General features: G+C 71.0%; 14 protein-coding genes. 5 read left to right on the forward strand and 9 right to left on the reverse strand.

The window, feature by feature from the left end; genetic code table 11:
* Window positions 1-2: 2 nt before the first annotated feature.
* Entirely contained in the window at window positions 3-1,298 is a 1,296-nt protein-coding gene (locus HGN31_RS13345) for an MFS transporter (protein WP_168783507.1), read from the reverse strand.
* Window positions 1,292-2,377, reverse strand: a complete 1,086-nt coding sequence (gene queA, locus HGN31_RS13350) for a tRNA preQ1(34) S-adenosylmethionine ribosyltransferase-isomerase QueA (RefSeq protein ID WP_168783508.1) — start codon at window positions 2,375-2,377, stop codon at window positions 1,292-1,294. The genes HGN31_RS13345 and queA overlap by 7 nt, the downstream gene beginning before the upstream one ends.
* Window positions 2,378-2,714: 337 nt before the next feature.
* Here queA and hisC point away from each other — a divergent pair, with 337 nt between their 5' ends.
* Both hisC and HGN31_RS13360 read left to right on the forward strand, forming a co-directional pair.
* Window positions 2,715-3,818, forward strand: a complete 1,104-nt coding sequence (gene hisC, locus HGN31_RS13355; protein WP_211096383.1) for a histidinol-phosphate transaminase — start codon at window positions 2,715-2,717, stop codon at window positions 3,816-3,818.
* A complete protein-coding gene (locus HGN31_RS13360) occupies window positions 3,815-4,735 on the forward strand; it encodes a prephenate/arogenate dehydrogenase family protein (RefSeq protein WP_168783510.1) in 921 nt (306 codons plus the stop codon). Before hisC ends, HGN31_RS13360 begins: the two co-directional genes overlap by 4 nt.
* Window positions 4,736-4,744: 9 nt before the next feature.
* Here the strand turns inward: HGN31_RS13360 and HGN31_RS13365 are convergent, their stop codons facing one another.
* Window positions 4,745-5,746 carry a DUF2125 domain-containing protein gene (locus tag HGN31_RS13365; RefSeq protein ID WP_168783511.1) on the reverse strand — a complete coding sequence of 334 codons (1,002 nt, stop codon included), beginning with the start codon at window positions 5,744-5,746 and terminating at the stop codon, window positions 4,745-4,747.
* Window positions 5,747-5,890: 144 nt separating this feature from the next.
* On the opposite strand from HGN31_RS13365, the gene HGN31_RS13370 reads away from it, so the two are divergent.
* Window positions 5,891-6,409 (forward strand): gamma-glutamylcyclotransferase, encoded by a 519-nt coding sequence (locus HGN31_RS13370; protein WP_244961027.1) that lies wholly within the window; start codon window positions 5,891-5,893, stop codon window positions 6,407-6,409.
* Here the strand turns inward: HGN31_RS13370 and HGN31_RS13375 are convergent.
* From HGN31_RS13375 to HGN31_RS13390, 4 genes are all read right to left on the reverse strand, one after another.
* Complete coding sequence (locus tag HGN31_RS13375) at window positions 6,385-7,359, reverse strand: glycosyltransferase family 8 protein (RefSeq protein WP_168783513.1); 975 nt, start codon at window positions 7,357-7,359, stop codon at window positions 6,385-6,387. The genes HGN31_RS13370 and HGN31_RS13375 overlap by 25 nt on opposite strands.
* Window positions 7,360-7,584: 225 nt before the next feature.
* Entirely contained in the window at window positions 7,585-8,961 is a 1,377-nt protein-coding gene (locus HGN31_RS13380) for a Dyp-type peroxidase (RefSeq protein ID WP_168783514.1), read from the reverse strand.
* Between the two features lies 1 nt (window position 8,962).
* On the reverse strand, window positions 8,963-9,673 hold the full coding sequence (locus HGN31_RS13385) for a hypothetical protein (RefSeq protein WP_168783515.1): 711 nt from the start codon (window positions 9,671-9,673) through the stop codon (window positions 8,963-8,965).
* Between the two features lie 48 nt (window positions 9,674-9,721).
* Complete coding sequence (locus tag HGN31_RS13390) at window positions 9,722-10,813, reverse strand: catalase family protein (protein ID WP_168783516.1); 1,092 nt, start codon at window positions 10,811-10,813, stop codon at window positions 9,722-9,724.
* A 228-nt stretch (window positions 10,814-11,041) separates the two neighbouring features.
* Between HGN31_RS13390 and HGN31_RS13395 the strand changes: the two genes are divergently transcribed.
* Window positions 11,042-13,015, forward strand: a complete 1,974-nt coding sequence (locus HGN31_RS13395; protein ID WP_168783517.1) for an oleate hydratase — start codon at window positions 11,042-11,044, stop codon at window positions 13,013-13,015.
* On the forward strand, window positions 13,012-13,620 hold the full coding sequence (locus HGN31_RS13400) for a TetR/AcrR family transcriptional regulator (protein ID WP_168783518.1): 609 nt from the start codon (window positions 13,012-13,014) through the stop codon (window positions 13,618-13,620). Before HGN31_RS13395 ends, HGN31_RS13400 begins: the two co-directional genes overlap by 4 nt.
* A gap of 21 nt (window positions 13,621-13,641) precedes the next feature.
* Here the strand turns inward: HGN31_RS13400 and HGN31_RS13405 are convergent, their stop codons facing one another.
* Together HGN31_RS13405 and HGN31_RS13410 are read right to left on the reverse strand one after the other, a co-directional pair.
* On the reverse strand, window positions 13,642-15,294 hold the full coding sequence (locus HGN31_RS13405; RefSeq protein WP_168783519.1) for an alpha/beta hydrolase: 1,653 nt from the start codon (window positions 15,292-15,294) through the stop codon (window positions 13,642-13,644).
* Between the two features lie 345 nt (window positions 15,295-15,639).
* A complete protein-coding gene (locus HGN31_RS13410; RefSeq protein WP_036730982.1) occupies window positions 15,640-15,954 on the reverse strand; it encodes a GNAT family N-acetyltransferase in 315 nt (104 codons plus the stop codon).
* Window positions 15,955-16,002 lie beyond the last annotated feature (48 nt).

The following is a 16,002-nucleotide window of genomic DNA, read 5'->3' on the forward strand; positions in this document are numbered from 1 at the left end:
GGTCAGTCCTCGTCGAGCGGGTGGGGCCGCGCGGCCGCCGAGTCGGCGGGCGGCTGGGTGGGCAGCGGCCCGGTGGAATCGCCGGCCTCGGCCAGCGCGGTCTCGACCCCGAAGGGGGTCGCCGCGGGCGAGAGGATGGCGAAGGCCTGATCCTGCGCGGGCGTCGCGCGGCGCGTCATCCGCCAGCCGGCATAGCCCGACAGGATCGCCAGCAGCACCAGGATATAGACCCAGAACCCGACCGGCCCGATCGCCGACATCAGCCAGCCGGTGACGATCGGCCCGAACACCGACCCGCCGCCGTTGATGAGCAACAGCCCCGCCGAGGCCGCCGCCATGTCGCGGCTGTCGAGCGAGTCGTTGGTATAGGCGATGAGCAGCGCATAGATCGGGTTGGCCACCCCGCCCAAGAGCGCCGAGGCCGCGAGGTAGCCCCAGATCGACGGCTCGGACAGTACCACCGCCGCGGTGGCGAGCGTCCCGAGGATGGCGAGGCCCGCGATCAGCACCCGCCGGTCCATCCGGTCCGAAAGCCAGCCGACCGGATACTGGGCCAGCAGCCCGCCGACCCAGATCGCCGCCACGAAGGCCGAGATCTCGCGCACCTTCAGCCCCGCGACCGCGCCCCAGACCGCGCCCATCCCCAGCAGCGCCGAGAACACCCCGCCGACGAGAAAGATGCCGACGCAGCCCAGGGGCGAGGTGCGGTACAGCCGGGCGATGCTCATCGGCGCGATGCTCTCGAACCGCGGCGCCTCGACCTGCGACAGCAGGATCGGGGTGAAGGCCAGCGACACCAGCACCGAGGGGATGACGAAGAGCAGCCAGCCGCCCGGGTCGGGGACGTTCATCAGGATCTGGCTGATGACGAGGCCGAACATCTGGACGATGAAATAGACCGACATCGCCCGGCCGCGCGTCTCGTTGCCGGCGCTGGCGTTCATCCAGCTTTCGGCGGTGATGTAGACGCCGCAGAAGCTGAACCCGATCACCAGCCGCAAGAGCACCCAGGCGATCCAGTTGGTGTCGACCGCATAGAGGATCAGCACCGCCGAGATGAGCGAGCCGAGGGCGGCGAACACCCGGACGTGGCCGACCCGCTGGATCATCCCCGGCACGATCAGGCTGCCCAGCACGAAGCCGCCGAAATAGGCCGACATGACCACCGACATGAGGTTGGTGGGGATGCCCTCGTGCGCGCCGCGGATGCCGAGCAGCGTGCCCTGCATCCCGTTGCCGACCATGAGCAGCATGACCCCGGCCAGCAGCGGCCAGGTGGATCGCAGGACGCTCAGCATGACGCCTCGGGCAGAAGCAGCGAGGCGTCACCATAGCTGAAGAAGCGATAGCGCGCCGCGATGGCGTGGGCGTAGATCGCGCGGATGCGGTCCTGCCCCATCAGCGCCGAGACGAGCATGAGCAGCGTCGACTTCGGCAGGTGGAAGTTGGTCATCAGCCCGTCCGTGACGCGGAAGCGGTAGCCGGGGCGGATGAAGATGTCGGTCGCGCCGTCGAAGGGCCGGATGGTGCCGTCGGCGTCCGCAGCGCTCTCGATCAGGCGCAGGGCAGTGGTGCCGACGGCGATCACGCGCCGCCCCTCGGCCCGGGCGCGGGCGATGGCGGCGGCGGCCTCGGGCGTGACGATGCCGCGCTCGGCGTGCATCCGGTGCTGCGAGACGTCGTCGGTCTTGACCGGCAGGAAGGTGCCGGCGCCGACGTGCAGCGTGACGTGGACGAACTCGACCCCCTCCCGGGCGAGCTGCGCGAGCAGGGGGGCGTCGAAGTGCAGGCTCGCGGTCGGGGCGGCGACGGCGCCCGCGGCGCGGGCCCAGACGGTCTGATAGTCGGTGCGGTCCTGCGCGTCGGGCGCCCTGAGCGCCGCGATGTAGGGGGGCAGGGGCATCGCGCCGACCTCGGCCAGCGCCGCGTCGAAGGCCGCGCCCGTGGCGTCGAAGGCGAGCGTCGCCTCGCCCTCGGCGATGGCGGCGACGCGGGCCGAGAGGTGGTCGCCGAAGCGGATCACTTCGCCGGGCTTGAGCTTGCGCAGCGGCTTGACCAGCGCCTTCCAGCCGCCCTCGGGGGTGGGCTCGGTCAGCGTGACCTCGATCCGGGCCACGGCGTCGCCCTGGGGCGTCGGGCGGGTGCGGGTGCCGCTCAGCCGCGCCGGGATCACCTTGGTGTCGTTCAGGACCAGCAGATCGCCGGGGCGCAGGAACCCGGGCAGGTCCGCGACCGTCGCATCGGTGATCCGGTCGCCCTGCGCAACCAGCAGACGGGCGGCGCTGCGCGGGCGCGCGGGGCGTGTGGCGATCAGCCCCTCGGGCAGATCGAAGTCGAAGTCCGACAGGCGGAGAGGGGGCGGATCGGCGGGCTGCATGGCGGTCTTGTCGGCCCGCCGCCGCCCCGGGTCAAGCGGGGGCAGGGCGGGGTCGCGGGAACGTCAGACGGCGGACGGTTTCGGCGGGGGCGGGCGGTGCTTCGCGCCGTGGGCCGGGGCGGGCGAGGGGCCCGTACCGCTTCGGCGCGCGGTGCCGGGGACTGATGCGCATCCCCAGCGCCGCGCCCGTGACCGCGTGACGACTCCCGCACACACGCCGCCCACCCCCCGCACACCCCGCGCCCTTCCCAACCGCGCGCCGCCTGTCTAAAGACGGCTCACCCGAGCCAGAGGACCTCCGATGAGCCAGCCGCTTCCGCCCCCGGTCGAACCGCAGATCGGCGCCGCGATCGAACCGCAGCCGGGGATCATGGAGATCGCGCTTTACGAGGCCGGGACCGCCACCCTCTCGGGGCGCAGCGACGTGCTGAAGCTCAGCTCGAACGAAAACCCCTTCGGCCCGTCCGAAAAGGCGCGCGAGGCGGTGGCGCGGGCGGCGCACCAGATGCACCGCTACCCCTCGACCGACCACGCCCGGCTGCGCGCCGCCATCGCCGAGGTGCATGGGCTCGACCCCGACCGGATCATCTGCGGCGTGGGCTCGGACGAGATCATCCACTTCCTCTGCCAGGCCTATGCCGGTCCGGGGACCGAGGTGCTGTTCACCGAGCACGGGTTCCTGATGTACCGCATCAGCGCCATGGCGGCGGGCGCCACGCCGGTGGCCGCGCCCGAGCGTGAGCGCGTCACCGACATCGACGCGCTGATCGCCGCGGCGACGCCTGCCACGCGGCTGATCTTCGTCGCCAACCCCAACAACCCGACCGGCACGATGATCGAGCTGGCCGAACTCGAGCGGCTGGCCGCGGCCGTGCCGCAGGCGATCCTCGTCATCGACGCGGCCTATGCCGAGTATGTGGGCGGCGATTATGACGGCGGGGCCGAGCTCGCCTCGCGGCTGCCCAACGTGGTGATGACGCGCACCTTCTCGAAGCTCTACGGCCTGGGCGGGCTGCGGGTCGGCTGGGGCTACGGGCCGCGCGCGGTGATCGACGTCCTCAACCGCATCCGCGGGCCGTTCAACCTGTCGAACGTGGCGCTGGACGGGGCCGAGGCCGCGGTGCGCGACCGCGCCCACGCCGAGCACGCGCGGGCCGAGAACGCCCGGCTGCGCGGCTGGCTCGCCTCGGCGCTGACCGAGCGGGGGGTGCCCTCGGACCCCTCGCACGCCAACTTCATCCTCGCCCGCTTCGCCGACGCCGCCACCGCCGAGGCCTGCGACGCCAGCCTGCGGGACGAGGGGATCATCGTCCGCCGCGTGGCCAGCTACGGCCTGCCCGCCTGCCTCAGGATCACCGTCGGCGACGAGGCGTCCTGCCGCCGCGTCGCCCATGTCATCGGCCAGTTCATGGCCACCCGTAACGCGGAGACCGCGCCATGAGCGCCCGGTTCGAGCGGGTGGCGCTGATCGGGCTGGGGCTGATCGCCGGCTCGATGGCGCACGCGATGCGGGCGGGGGGGCTCGCCGGGCGGATCACCGGCCACGCGCGTTCGGCCGAGACCCGCGCCACCGCGGCCGAGATCGGGCTGGTGGACGAGGTGTTCGAGACCGCCGCCGAGGCCGTCGCGGGCGCCGATCTCGTGGTCCTCGCCGTGCCGGTGGGGGCGATGGCCGACGTCGCGGCCGAGATCGCCCCGCATCTGGCGCCGGGGGCCATCGTGACCGACGTGGGGTCGGTCAAGCAGGCGGTGATCGACGCGGTCGGCCCGCACCTGCCCGAGGGGGTGCATTTCATCCCCGGCCACCCGCTGGCGGGGACCGAGCACTCCGGCCCGCGGGCGGGGTTCGCCTCGCTCTTTCGCAACCGCTGGTGGCTGCTGACCCCGCTGGAAGGGACCGACCCGGACGCGCTTTCCCGGCTCGAGGCGCTGATCCGGGCGATGGGCGCGAATGTCGAGGTGATGGAGGCGCCGCACCACGACCTCGTGCTGGCGGTGACGAGCCACGCGCCTCACCTGATCGCCTATACGATGGTCGGCGTCGCGGACCACCTGCGGCGGGTGACGGAATCCGAGGTGATCCGCTATTCGGCCGCCGGTTTCCGCGACTTCACCCGGATCGCCGCGTCGGACCCGACGATGTGGCGCGACGTGTTCCTGCACAACCGCGAGGCGACGCTGGATATTCTCGGCCGCTTCGCCGAAGAGCTGTTCGTGCTGCAGCGCGCGATCCGCATGGGCGACGGGCAGCATCTGCACGACTATTTCACCCGCACCCGCAACATCCGCCGCGGGATCATCGAGGCCGGCCAGGACACGGCCGCGCCCGACTTCGGCCGCGGGGCGGGGCCGGGTTGAGGCGCGGCCTCAGGGGGCGAAGAGCGGCGCCGGGCCGATGGGCATAGGCCCGAGGAAGCTGCGCCCGTCGCGGAAGATCAGGGTGATGCGCAGCGTGCCCTCGGGCGGCGGGGGCGGTTCAACGATGCCTGCGGGCAGCGTGACCTCGGCGCCCGAGGCCGTGCGCAGCGCGGTGGTGGCGAGCGGCACCACCTGCGCCGGGATGGCCCCCAGTGCCGCGGCGAGGTCGAGCCAGCCGCGCGGGTCGGGCGTGTCGACGAAGGCTGCGCCCGCGGCGCGCCCCTCGGCATCGGCGGTGACGTGGCCGCTGATCCGCGCGTGGTGCGCGCCCACCTGAAGCGTGACCCCGTCCGAGTTCACGCCGACGAGGCGGGGCGGTGTCTCCTCGCCCGGTTTCAGCGCCCCGGTGAGGTAGAGCTGCGCCGCCCCGTCGATCCCGATCGGCCCCGCCTCGGCCAGCGCCGGCGGCACCGGGCCGAGCGCCGCGGGGACAAGCTGCGTGAGCGTGCCCGCGACGCGATAGCTCGCGCGCGCCGCCTTGGGCGCGTGGCCGCCCATCGGCGTCAGCGTGGCGGTGACGTCCACCCCCTCGGCCAGCGGCGTCCCGTCGAGGGTGACGGCGCTCGCCTTGGCCCCCGCCGCGCCTATCGCCATGCCGTTGCCGGGCGAGACGCGCAGGCTCATCCCGCCCCCCGTCAGCGCGAGCGCGCGGTCGCCGGGCAGGGTCAATGCGGGCGGCAGGGTGGCGTGGAACGTCGTCGGCGCCGTCGGCGCGGCCCAGAGGTCGAGCGCCGGCAGCGTCGCCGGCCCGGCCTCGGTTGCGAACTTGAGGTCCGCGAGATGCAGCCCGATGCGGTCGATCCGGCGCAGGGGGGTGACAGCGGCGGCCTCGATCTGCGGGTCGTCGGCGATGCGCCGCGCCGCTTCGCGCGCGAGCCAGGTCTCGCCGCCCAGCCACGCTGCGGCCAGCGCCGCCGCGACGACCAGAACCAGAAGGATCAGCCTGCGCATTCGGTCCCCGCCCGCCTCTATCGCCCGCCTGTCGCCCGTGCCGTGGGGGCGCGCTTGCAACTTTGCCCGCCCGGCCTAACCTGCCGGCAAGCGAAAGGGCAAGGGATGCATCACGGCGGCTGGGTGTTCGGATATGGTTCGTTGATGTGGGCGCCCGAGTTCCCCGTCGCCGAGCAGGTGATCGCGCAGGCCGACGGCTGGCGGCGCAGCTTCTGCCTGCGCTCGATCCAGCATCGCGGCACCGCGGAGGCGCCGGGGCTGGTCCTCGGGCTCGAGGCGCAGCCGGGGCATCTCTGCACCGGCCTCGCCCTCAGGGTCGAGGCGCCGCTCTGGCCCGAGGTCCACGCCGCGCTGCGCGCCCGCGAGCTGGTGACCGAGGCCTACCGCGAGGCGCTGGTGCCGCTGGCGCTGGCCGACGGGCGGCGGGTCGAGGCGCTGACCTATGTCATGCGCCCCGAGCACTGGCAGTATTGCGGCGGGCTCGGGATCGACGAACAGGCGCGGATCATCGCCTCGGCCCACGGCGGGCGGGGGCCGAACGCCGAGTATCTGTTCAACACCGCCGCGCATCTGGACGAGCTGGGCATCCCCGACGACGACATCGCGGCGCTGGCGGCGCAGGTGCGGGCGCTGACCGCTCAGCGTGGGTCGATGAGCGCGTAAGGGTCGGGGAACGCCGCGAGATAGTCGAGCATCGGCCCCGCCGCGCGCCACTGGCGCAAGAGCGCGCGGCCGAGCGCCCGGCGGTCGGGCCAGGCGCGGCGGGTGAGGTCGGGGGCGGCCAGCCCCGGCGGCAGCCCGGCATAGGCGGCGCGGTAGCGCATCGGCACGATGCCGGCCGCGGCGGCGAGCCACGGCTTCGCCGGGCCGATGAAATGGACGAGGCAGGGGTCCGCCATCGCGGTCAGATGCGCCGAGGCCCAGGTGAACTGCCAGTTCCAGAGCGGGCTCATCTCGGTCCAGTCACCGTTCAGCACCCCGTTCAGCAGCGCCTGGTCGCGGCCGATCCCCACGAGGCGGCTGCGGGCAAAGGCGGCGCAGCGCGCTGACAGATCGGCCGCGGCCCAGGCGTCGGTGTCGATCATCACGACGCCCGCGTTGAAATAGGGCGCGGCGGGGCGGCCGAGCTGTTTCTGGTCCGGGGTCCGCTTGCCGGGATTGCGCCACTGGCGGTTGTCGCGCACCGCCGCCACCGCGCGCCCGCGCAGGTCGCCTGTGAGCAGCGGCGTCGGGTCGCCGCGCTCGAGCAGGATGTCGGCGTCCAGCACGAGGATGCGCCGCCAGCGTCCGGCCAGCGCGCGGGCGAGGAAGATCTCCATATAGGTGGCGAGCGAGCGGCGGGCGTCGAGCGGCAGCGACTGCGCGAGCCCCGCGTCCTGCGCCGCGACATGGCCGATCCCTGCCGCGGCAAGCGTAGGCGGCAGGGCGAGCGGCTCGGGCGAGCCGATCAGCACGTCGAACCCCCGCCCTGCGACCGCCGCGAGTTGGGCGGCGAGCACCCCCGCATAGGGCAGGTAGGCGCCGTCGCAGGCGACGATCACCGCGCCGTCGCAGGCGACGATCACCGCGGCGTCGGCGGTCTGGCGAAAACCGGGGGAGAGGGTCGGATCCATTCCGCTGAACATCCCCGGCGGGGCCGGATTGGCAACCCCCCGAGTCTACGGCGGGCGCAAGGAATCAAAGGGGCCGGCAGATCGCTCTGCCGGCCCGGGCCGCCTTGCGCGGGGAGGAGCGCGCGGCGACGGGTTCCGCGCCGATGGTCTGCACCTCCAAGGGGAGGGGGGCGGACTTGCGCGAGGGAGGGGCTGACCGGCGTTGCTACGCCGGTCAGCTTGGCGTCACTTGGCCCAGCTGCCTTCGCCGATCCAGCGCAGCGCGGTCAGCGACGGCATGAACATGTACTCGCCCCCCGCCATGCGGTTGAACGTGGTCACGCCGTTGATGCGCTTGCGGGCCGGTTCCTCGGGGATGGTGAACTGCCCCGGCTCGGGATGCAGGCCCACGATCGGGTCGCGCTCTTCCCCGAGGTCGATGAAGTTGCCGCGGTTGATCCACTCCTGCTGCATGAACTCGATCGTGTCGAAGGCCCGGGCACTGATGAAGATGAAGAAGATGCCGCGATCCTCGGCCGCGTCGTCGGCGGCGGTGACGTCCGGCGTCCACTTCGGCCCGAAGGTCGAAGACCGGCGGATGATCCGCTTGATCTTCACGTCGGTGAGGATCGTCATCTGCCCGTCGCGCGGGTTCATCCGGCGCATGTGGCTCGACATCGGGCACATCAGGCCCTTCTGGTCGTTCGAGAAGTCGAAGTCGTTGTTGCGCGCCGGATCGTCGCCCAGCTCCTTGTCCTCGTGCTCGGGCGACAGCACCAGCGGCGCGCCCGACCGCCAGCGGCCGAACATCTTGGCGGCCAGCAGGTGCTGGGCATCCGCACCTTCGGCGTGCGACTTGACGAAGTCGTTGAACGCGCCGACCCGGCTGATGAACTTGCGCAGCACGACATAGCTGCCGTTGCGGCCGAGATCGGCCGGCTCGGGCATCCCCAGCGGGCTGCCGGTCTCGCTGTTCTCGCCGAGGATGAACTCGCCCGGCGCGATCGCCTCCTGATCGCCGGGCCACGGGTCGACGCCGCTGCCCTTGATGTCGGGCTGGGCGATCGAGTCGCGGAAGCCGAAGGGGTTCTTGGCCTCTTCGTCGGCCGCGAACTCGTGCGTGCCGAGCAGCGTGACACCGCTCGACTTGTCGAGCTCGCCCTTCGCCTTCTCCACCGCCTTGTCGAGCGCCGCCTTGTCCACGGCGTAGATCGTCAGGGCGATGTGGCAATGCCCCTCGCGGAACGCCTCGTCCCAGTGCTCGGGGGCGTTCTCGTCGAAGTCGCGCAGGATGTCGGCGCGGGCGGCCATGCCCTGCTGGAAGGGCAGCGGAAAGGTCTTCAGCGTGTCCTCGGGCAGGCCAAGCGCCTTGAGGCCCGCGTGGCTGATCGCCACCCCGGTCCAGGCGTCGAGGTCGTCGTGGAACCCGTCGGCCGAGGGGATGTGCGGCGCGAGGCGCGCGATCAGGTCGCGCCCCCCTTCGGCCTCATCGACATGCAGCATCGCGTGGACGCCGCAATAGGGCTCGGGCCGGTTGCGCAGGATCAGCGCCTGGATGTCGTCCAGCTGCAGGTCCACCTTGTCGCGCGAGAACCGCTGCTTGATGCGGGAAAGAAGCGCCATCTCAGTAGTCCACCGGCTCGGGCTTGGCGATCTCGTCGGTCAGCTTCTTCATCGCCGCCCGGGTCGTGTCGTCCACGTCCGCGTTCTTGTTCATCGTGTCGAGGAACTCGTTCAGCGCGTGCTCGGTGCGCTGATAGCGACGCACGTCCACGACGGTGACCTGCGGGTTGGCCACGAACCAGCCCGAGGCGTCGATCTGGTGATCGGCGATGAAGTCCTTGACCTCGGGGCTGTCGATGCCCGGCCAGCCCTCGACGTTCTGGAACAGCAGGTCCATCAGCTCGGGGATCTTGGTGGCGAAGTCGTTGATGTAGGCATCCCAGTCGCCGTCATAGGTGGTGGCGAACAGGATCTTGGTGTCGTTGTCGAGGAACACGAACCGCATGTCGTGCAGCGTCGAGACCCGCTGCGCGCCGTCGAAATTGCCGTTGGTCAGGTTGAAAATGCGGCGCAGGCGGTCGGCGCCGCCGGGCTTGAGGTCGGCGATGGCGGTCAGCTCGGACACGTTGCCCGACTGCATCCCGGCGCGGCCGGCGCTCTGGGCGGTGCCCTTCAGGTCGGGGTTGTGCTTGCGGATGATCGCCTCGAGCGCGATCTTCGCCAGCGTCGGGGCGTCGGTCGCAACCTCCTCGATCCGGCGACGGATCTCGGCCAGCTTGCTTTCGTCCTCGAGGCGGGGGTCGCCGCCGGTCTCGCGCAGTTTCTCGGCCATGGCTGTGGTCCTTTCTCTGATCGGGTGAGGGGGGGGAGGGGAGGGGGGTCAGGCGGGGATGTCGGCAGCCGACGCGGGCTCGGTCCGCGTCACGGCGTTCAGCCGGTGACGGCGGTCCGACGAGACGTCATAGACCGTGCGCCGGATGCGCATGATCGAGCCGAGCGGCTGGTGCGCGGTGATCCCCTGCCACGGGTTGAAGGACAGCACGTCGTCGGCATAGACGCGCCGCGCGTCGCTGAAGCTGTCCTGCGGGGCGAAGCGGACGGTGCCGATCACCTGCTGGGGGGATTCCTCCTCGTCCCAGAGGATCGCGGCATCCTCGACCGGCATCTCGTCCAGATCGGTGCAGAGCTGCACGCGCAGGTCATAGACCGCCTCGTTGTCGCGGAAGAAGTCGCGCACGACCTCTTCGATGCGCGAATAGGACATGTCCTCGATCGGCTGGCCGGTCAGCGCCCGGACGTTCTCGGACCGAGGGGCGAGCGAGACCTTGCCGATATAGTCGCCAAAGCGCAGCGCGCCCTGGGTGAAGAACGTCTCGCCCAGCAGGTTGTCGTTCGAGAGCGCAAGGCCCTGCAGCGTCACGCCCGGGGTGGCGCCGACGGCCTCGATCGCGTTCTCGAGCCCGCGGGCCACGGCCGCACCGAAGCGCTGCACCCGCTCGGGGGCATGGGCGCGCTTTTCGAGCAGGCCCAGCATCTGCTTGTATTTCGGGATGTCGCCGAAGGGCAGCACCGGCAGGTTCACCATCAGGAAGTCCTGCGAGTGGCTGTCGTCGCGCTTGAGCAGACGGTTGCCCTCGACCCCCATGATCTTGAGCGCGAAGCCGCGCGGCTGGGGGATCTCGTCGCTGTGGATGTCGCCGGGGGCCGACGAGATCCGGGCCACCACGTCGTACTCGCCCGGTTGGGCGAAGACGCCCTGGCGCAGATGCGGGGGCAGGTCGGAGGGGATGGTCAGCGTGCCGGTCAGGACGCCGTGGCTTTTGGCGTGGGCGTCGCGGATGGCGTGCCGGTGGCGCTCGAACGCCTCCAGGTTCGTCTCGGACATCTGGTCGGTGATCTCGGCGATGAGGCGCGCCTCGTCCTCGACCGGGACTTCGACCTCGGGGGAATAGCGGACGTAGTTGTCGGTCATCGGGCGATCCTTTCGGCAGGTCGGTTCGAGGGGCAGTTCGGGGGGGCGGTTCGGTGTGCCTGAAGCAGATATCGGGTCAGGGGTTTGAGATATCAAGTGATATCCGAGTTTCCGCAGCGTCAGTTGGGATATCAGTTGAAATCTGAATTACTAGTGTTATCTATGAAACGCAGGAACGACCTGTTCGGTTCAAGTTCCGGACTGCGAATCTGAAAAAGAGGACACGTCATGCGAAATCCCGCCTATCCCCATGCACCGCGCCCCGTGGACCATCAGCCCGACGCCACCGCCGGCTACTGGCACCACAGCAAGCAGAACACCCTGCCCCAGCCGGACATGATCGGCACCTACCAGCGTCACAAGCCGTTCGCGCCCGAGGGGGTGAAGGATCGCAAGGCGCTGATCGTCGGCGGCGGCATCGCCGGGCTCGCGGCCGCGTTCTACCTGATCCGCGACGGCCACATGCCGGGGGCCAACATCACCGTCTACGACGCGCTGCCGGTCTCGGGCGGGTCGATGGACGGGGCCGGCAACCCCGAGGACGGCTACATCGTCCGCGGCGGCCGCGAGATGAACTGGAACTACGACCAGCTGTGGGACATGCTGCAGGACGTGCAGGCGCTGGAACTGCCCGAGGGCTACAGCGTCCTTGACGAATACCGCATGGTCAACGACGCCGACCCGAACTGGTCCAAGGCGCGGCTCATGCACAAGCAGGGCCAGATCCGCGACTTCTCGACCCTCGGGCTGACCAAGCCGCAGCAGTGGGAACTCGTCCGGCTGATGCTGGCCCGGAAAGAGGACCTGGACGACCTCACCATCGAGGACTGGTTCAGCGAGGGCTTCCTGCAGTCGAACTTCTGGTTCCTATGGCGCTCGATGTTCGCCTTCGAGAACTGGCAGAGCCTGCTCGAGATGAAGCTCTACGTGCACCGCTTCGTCGACTCGATCGACGGGCTGACCGACATGTCGGCGCTGGTGTTTCCGAAGTACAACCAGAACGACGGCTTCATCAAACCGCTGGTCCGCCACCTCAAGGACCGCGGCGTGACGTTCCGCTTCGGCACCCGCGTCACCGACATGAGCTTCGACGAAAAGGACGGCGCCCGCACCGTCACCGCGCTGCACGCGGTCGTGGACGGCACCCCGCAGGAGATCGCGGTCGGCCCCCGCGACCTCGTCTTCGCGCTGCCCGGCTCGATCACCGAGGGCACGAGCTACGGCGACATGGACACCGCCCCGCCCCGCATCCGCTTCGAGGGCGAGCCGGGGCCCGAGAGTGACTGGACGCTGTGGCGCAACCTCGCCGCCAAGTCGCCGGTCTTCGGCAAGCCGGAGAAATTCTACAGCCAGCCCGACCGCTCGATGTGGGAATCCGCGACGCTGACCTGCAAGCCGTCGGCGCTGACCGAGCGGCTGGCCGACCTGTCGGTCAACGACCCCTATTCGGGCCGCACCGCGACCGGCGGGATCATCACCTTCACCGACTCGTCCTGGGTGCTCAGCGTCACCATCAACCGCCAGCCGCATTTCCCCGACCAGCCCAAGGACACGCTGGTGGTCTGGGTCTATGCGCTGCTGATGGACAAGCCCGGCGACAAGGTGAAGAAGACCATGCCCGAGTGCACGGGGCGAGAGATCCTGTCCGAGCTCTGCCACCACCTCGGCATCCCGCAGTCGCAGCTCGACGGCATCGTCCAGCAGACCAAGGTGCGGCTGGCGCTGATGCCCTACATCACCGCGCAATTCATGCCGCGCGCCAGGGGCGACCGGCCCGAGATCGTGCCCGAGGGCTGCACCAACCTCGCGCTGCTGGGGCAGTTCGTGGAGACCCGCAACGACGTCGTGTTCACGGTGGAAAGCTCGGTCCGCACCGGCCGGGTCGCGGCCTATACGCTGCTCGACCTGCCCAAGCAGGTGCCGGACCTCAGCCCGACGCAGTACGACATCCGCAACCTGCTCAAGGCGGCGCGGGCGCTCAACAGCAACCAGCCCTTCCCGGGCGAGCGGCTGCTGCACAAGCTGCTGGGCAACACCTATTATGCCCATATCCTGCCGCCGCTGCCCGAGCATGACGACGGCGGGCCGATCGGGGCGGATGCAAGTCTGTTGATCCGCGGCGGTGGTCAGGCCATTACCGGAGTGGTGCGGCGCCTCGCGGCGACGCTCAGCCCGCAGCAGAAGGATGACCGTCGCACATGACCCAGCTGCCGCAGCGCCGCAGCCGCGCCCAGATGCAAGAGGAAACCCGGTCCCGCCTGATCGAGGCCGCCAATGACATCATCGCCGAAGGCGGTGTGGCGGCCGCCTCGATCCGCGGCGTGTGCGAGCGGGCCGGGTTCTCGCAGGGCGCGTTCTATTCCAACTTCGCCGACAAGGAGGAGTTGTTGCTGGCGCTGCTCGAGCAGCAGATGCACGCCGCCATCCGCGAGATCGAGGATCTGATGGCGCGGATGGTCGGCGGCTCGCTGGACGAGGACCTGTCGTTGCTGGCCGCCCGGCTGCAGGAGCTGGGCGACCAGCCGGTCCCGGCCCGGCTGACCATCGAGCTCTACCTCCACGCCCGCCGCGACCCGGACTTTTCCGCCCATCTCGACCGGCTGCGGGCCGCCTATCACACCGACTTCGCGCGCCTGCTCGACGGGCTCGCGGCGCGGCACGGGGTGAAGTGGCAGGTTCCGCCGCTGCATCTGTCGCAGATGCTGCACACCCTCTGGACGGGGTATGTCGTCCAGTCCCCGAACGACCGTCCGAGCCTCGCCGACGCGCTGCGGCTGATCTGCCGGTCGAGCGTCGCGCCGCGCTGAGCGGGGTGGCTCAGTCCGGCCTCAATCCGGGCAACCCTGCTGGAAGCCGCGGTCGCAGTGCCGCGCCAGCCGGGCGCTGTCCGCCGCAGTCCAGCCTTCGGGCGCCGTGACCGCGGCCCACGGCCCGACGTAGTCCGGCGCATAGTAGCTGTGGCCGTAGCCCGCCGGCGCCGTGGTGGCGAGCGCCATGTCGAGCGCCAGCTGAAACTGCGTCACCACCGGAACGAAGCGCAGCTCGGGCGAGACGTCCGGGGCCGGCGGCTCGCGCATCCAGGCGGGGGCGCGCCAGAACGACGCCGGCTCGTAGAACACGATCGGGTCGCTCGGATACTGCAGGAACATCAGCCGCATCGGCCCCCACCCCTCGGGCCCCCCTGCGTCGCGCAGGTGCGAGGCGAAGCGGATCAGCCGCCCGTCGCCCACCACCGGCATGACGTGCGGGCTGCCCGGATCGCGCGCCGCGGTCGCCTCGGCCCAGAAGCCCGAGGGGAAGGGCGAGCCGGTCCAGAACGCCCCGTCGATCGGATCGTCGAGCAGCGCGAAGAGGTCGGTGCCGTGCATCGAGGCCCAGGCGCCGAGGCTGAGCCCGTGGATGTAGAGCCGCGGCCGCGTCTCGCGCGGCAGGCTGCGCCAGTAGGCGTGGATTGTGCGGATCAGCGCAGTCGCCTGCTCGAGCCCCGAGTTCGTCTCAAGCAGCAGCGCCAGCGGCGATTGCAGATAGGAATACTGCGCCGCGACCGTGGCCACGTCACCGTTGTGCATGTATTCGAGCACGTCGAAACTGCCGGGGTCGAGCCAGCCGGTGCCGGTCGGCAGCGCCACGACCAGCACCTTGCGGTCGAACCCGCCGACCCGCTTCAGCTCCTCGAGCGCGATGCGGGCGCGGATCGCGGGATCCTCGTCCTGGGCAAGCCCGACATAGACCCGGACCGGCCGCAGCGCCGGGCGCCCCGAAAAGGCAGCGATCGCTTCGGCAGACGGCCCGCCGGTGACGAAATCGCGGCCGGGCTGGCCCATCGCCGCCCAGTCGATGCCCGAGGCGGCGCTGCCCGGCAGGGCCGGGTCCGCGGGCGGCGGCGGCGCGGTGTCGAAGAGCGCCTGCGCCGCGGTGTAGGACGCGTCGAGCCCCGCGATCACCCGGTCGAGCACCCCGTCGCGGGTGACGATCAGCAGCGCGATCAGCACCAGCAGCAGCCCCGCGACATCGGCCGTGCGGCTGTGCATGTGCCGGGCCAGCCGCTGCCGCACGGCGTCGAAGCTGAGCCGGATCATCAGCCCCGCCAGCATCAGGACGGTGAAGACGGTGATGGCGAGCGCGAGCATCGGCAGCGACTGGATCGTCTCGATCGGCGCCATCCCCATGCGGGTGCGGATGCCGTTTTGCCACTCGCCTGCCTGCGCGAGACAGACGGCCAGCGCCGCGAGGACCGGCGCGGCGAGCACCGCATGGGCCACGTCCGCCGCCCGTCCGCGCAGTTCGGGCAGCATCAGCGCCCGCCAGAGGCTGAGCCAGAACCGCGCGATCAGGTATCCCAACGCGGCCACGAGGCCGCCGAGCGCGCCCTGCACCTGCCAGCTGCGCGGGATGAGCGAGGGGGTGAGCGAGGCGGCGAAGAACAGCAGCCCGAAGAGCAGCGGCAGCATGGCGAGGCCGAGGGGTTTGCGCAGGTTCATGGCGTGTCGTCTCGCATGTGTCTCGGGCGTCGCGGTGACGATGCCAAACGCCGGCCGCCGGGCCAAGCGGGTGGCGACGGCGCGGGCGAGGAACCCAGCGTTCGGCGAAGATTCCGACGCCCGTTCGCCGGTCGGGGGCCTGTTGCGGCCGTGCCGAACATCGCGGGCGAGCGGGGCCTGCCTGTTGCGGCGGGCCGCAGGCAGATCGGTTGCATCGTAATCGAGCGGAGCAGCGCCAAGACGCTCCCGTGAGCGCGGCAGGGGGGCCGCGAGCCCGCGCCACCTGAACAGAAAACCCGGGCGCGGCCTCTCGGCCGCCCCGGGTCACGAGGTGCAGGTCAGACCTTACTGCCGATCATCGCCTGGATCGGCGAACACATCGGCCCACTCGGGATGACGTTCCGCCTCGGCGCGCACGAAGCTGCAGAGCGGCACGATCCGCTCGCCACTCGCCCGCGCGTCCGCCACCAGCGCCTGCACGAGCGCCTTGCCCACCCCGCGCCCACCCATCGCGTCGGGGACGCCGGTGTGGTCGGCGCTGATGAGGCCCTCGCCCTGCCGGGTGAAGGTCAGCTCGCCCTCGGCGTCGAGGCCCTCGATCCGGGCCACGTAGCGGCCGCCGGGGCCGCCGTCCTCGCGGGTGATGGTGACGTCGGTCATTCGTGTCGCTTCCTGTCCAGTCGGGGGTTGGGAGGCCGGGGCGACCCC

The sequence above is a fragment of the Paracoccus sanguinis genome, assembly GCF_012689545.1.
GTDB lineage: Bacteria > Pseudomonadota > Alphaproteobacteria > Rhodobacterales > Rhodobacteraceae > Paracoccus > Paracoccus panacisoli.

What these genes read in the sequence shown, in the direction of transcription:
- HGN31_RS13345 (WP_168783507.1), bottom strand. Translation starts at nt 1,298, where the DNA reads ATGCTGAGCGTCCTGCGATCCACCTGGCCGCTGCTGGCCGGGGTCATG.
- queA (WP_168783508.1), bottom strand. Translation starts at nt 2,377, where the DNA reads ATGCAGCCCGCCGATCCGCCCCCTCTCCGCCTGTCGGACTTCGACTTC.
- HGN31_RS13360 (WP_168783510.1), top strand. Translation starts at nt 3,815, where the DNA reads ATGAGCGCCCGGTTCGAGCGGGTGGCGCTGATCGGGCTGGGGCTGATC.
- HGN31_RS13365 (WP_168783511.1), bottom strand. Translation starts at nt 5,746, where the DNA reads ATGCGCAGGCTGATCCTTCTGGTTCTGGTCGTCGCGGCGGCGCTGGCC.
- HGN31_RS13370 (WP_244961027.1), top strand. Translation starts at nt 5,891, where the DNA reads ATGTGGGCGCCCGAGTTCCCCGTCGCCGAGCAGGTGATCGCGCAGGCC.
- HGN31_RS13375 (WP_168783513.1), bottom strand. Translation starts at nt 7,359, where the DNA reads ATGGATCCGACCCTCTCCCCCGGTTTTCGCCAGACCGCCGACGCCGCG.
- HGN31_RS13380 (WP_168783514.1), bottom strand. Translation starts at nt 8,961, where the DNA reads ATGGCGCTTCTTTCCCGCATCAAGCAGCGGTTCTCGCGCGACAAGGTG.
- HGN31_RS13385 (WP_168783515.1), bottom strand. Translation starts at nt 9,673, where the DNA reads ATGGCCGAGAAACTGCGCGAGACCGGCGGCGACCCCCGCCTCGAGGAC.
- HGN31_RS13390 (WP_168783516.1), bottom strand. Translation starts at nt 10,813, where the DNA reads ATGACCGACAACTACGTCCGCTATTCCCCCGAGGTCGAAGTCCCGGTC.
- HGN31_RS13395 (WP_168783517.1), top strand. Translation starts at nt 11,042, where the DNA reads ATGCGAAATCCCGCCTATCCCCATGCACCGCGCCCCGTGGACCATCAG.
- HGN31_RS13400 (WP_168783518.1), top strand. Translation starts at nt 13,012, where the DNA reads ATGACCCAGCTGCCGCAGCGCCGCAGCCGCGCCCAGATGCAAGAGGAA.
- HGN31_RS13405 (WP_168783519.1), bottom strand. Translation starts at nt 15,294, where the DNA reads ATGAACCTGCGCAAACCCCTCGGCCTCGCCATGCTGCCGCTGCTCTTC.
- HGN31_RS13410 (WP_036730982.1), bottom strand. Translation starts at nt 15,954, where the DNA reads ATGACCGACGTCACCATCACCCGCGAGGACGGCGGCCCCGGCGGCCGC.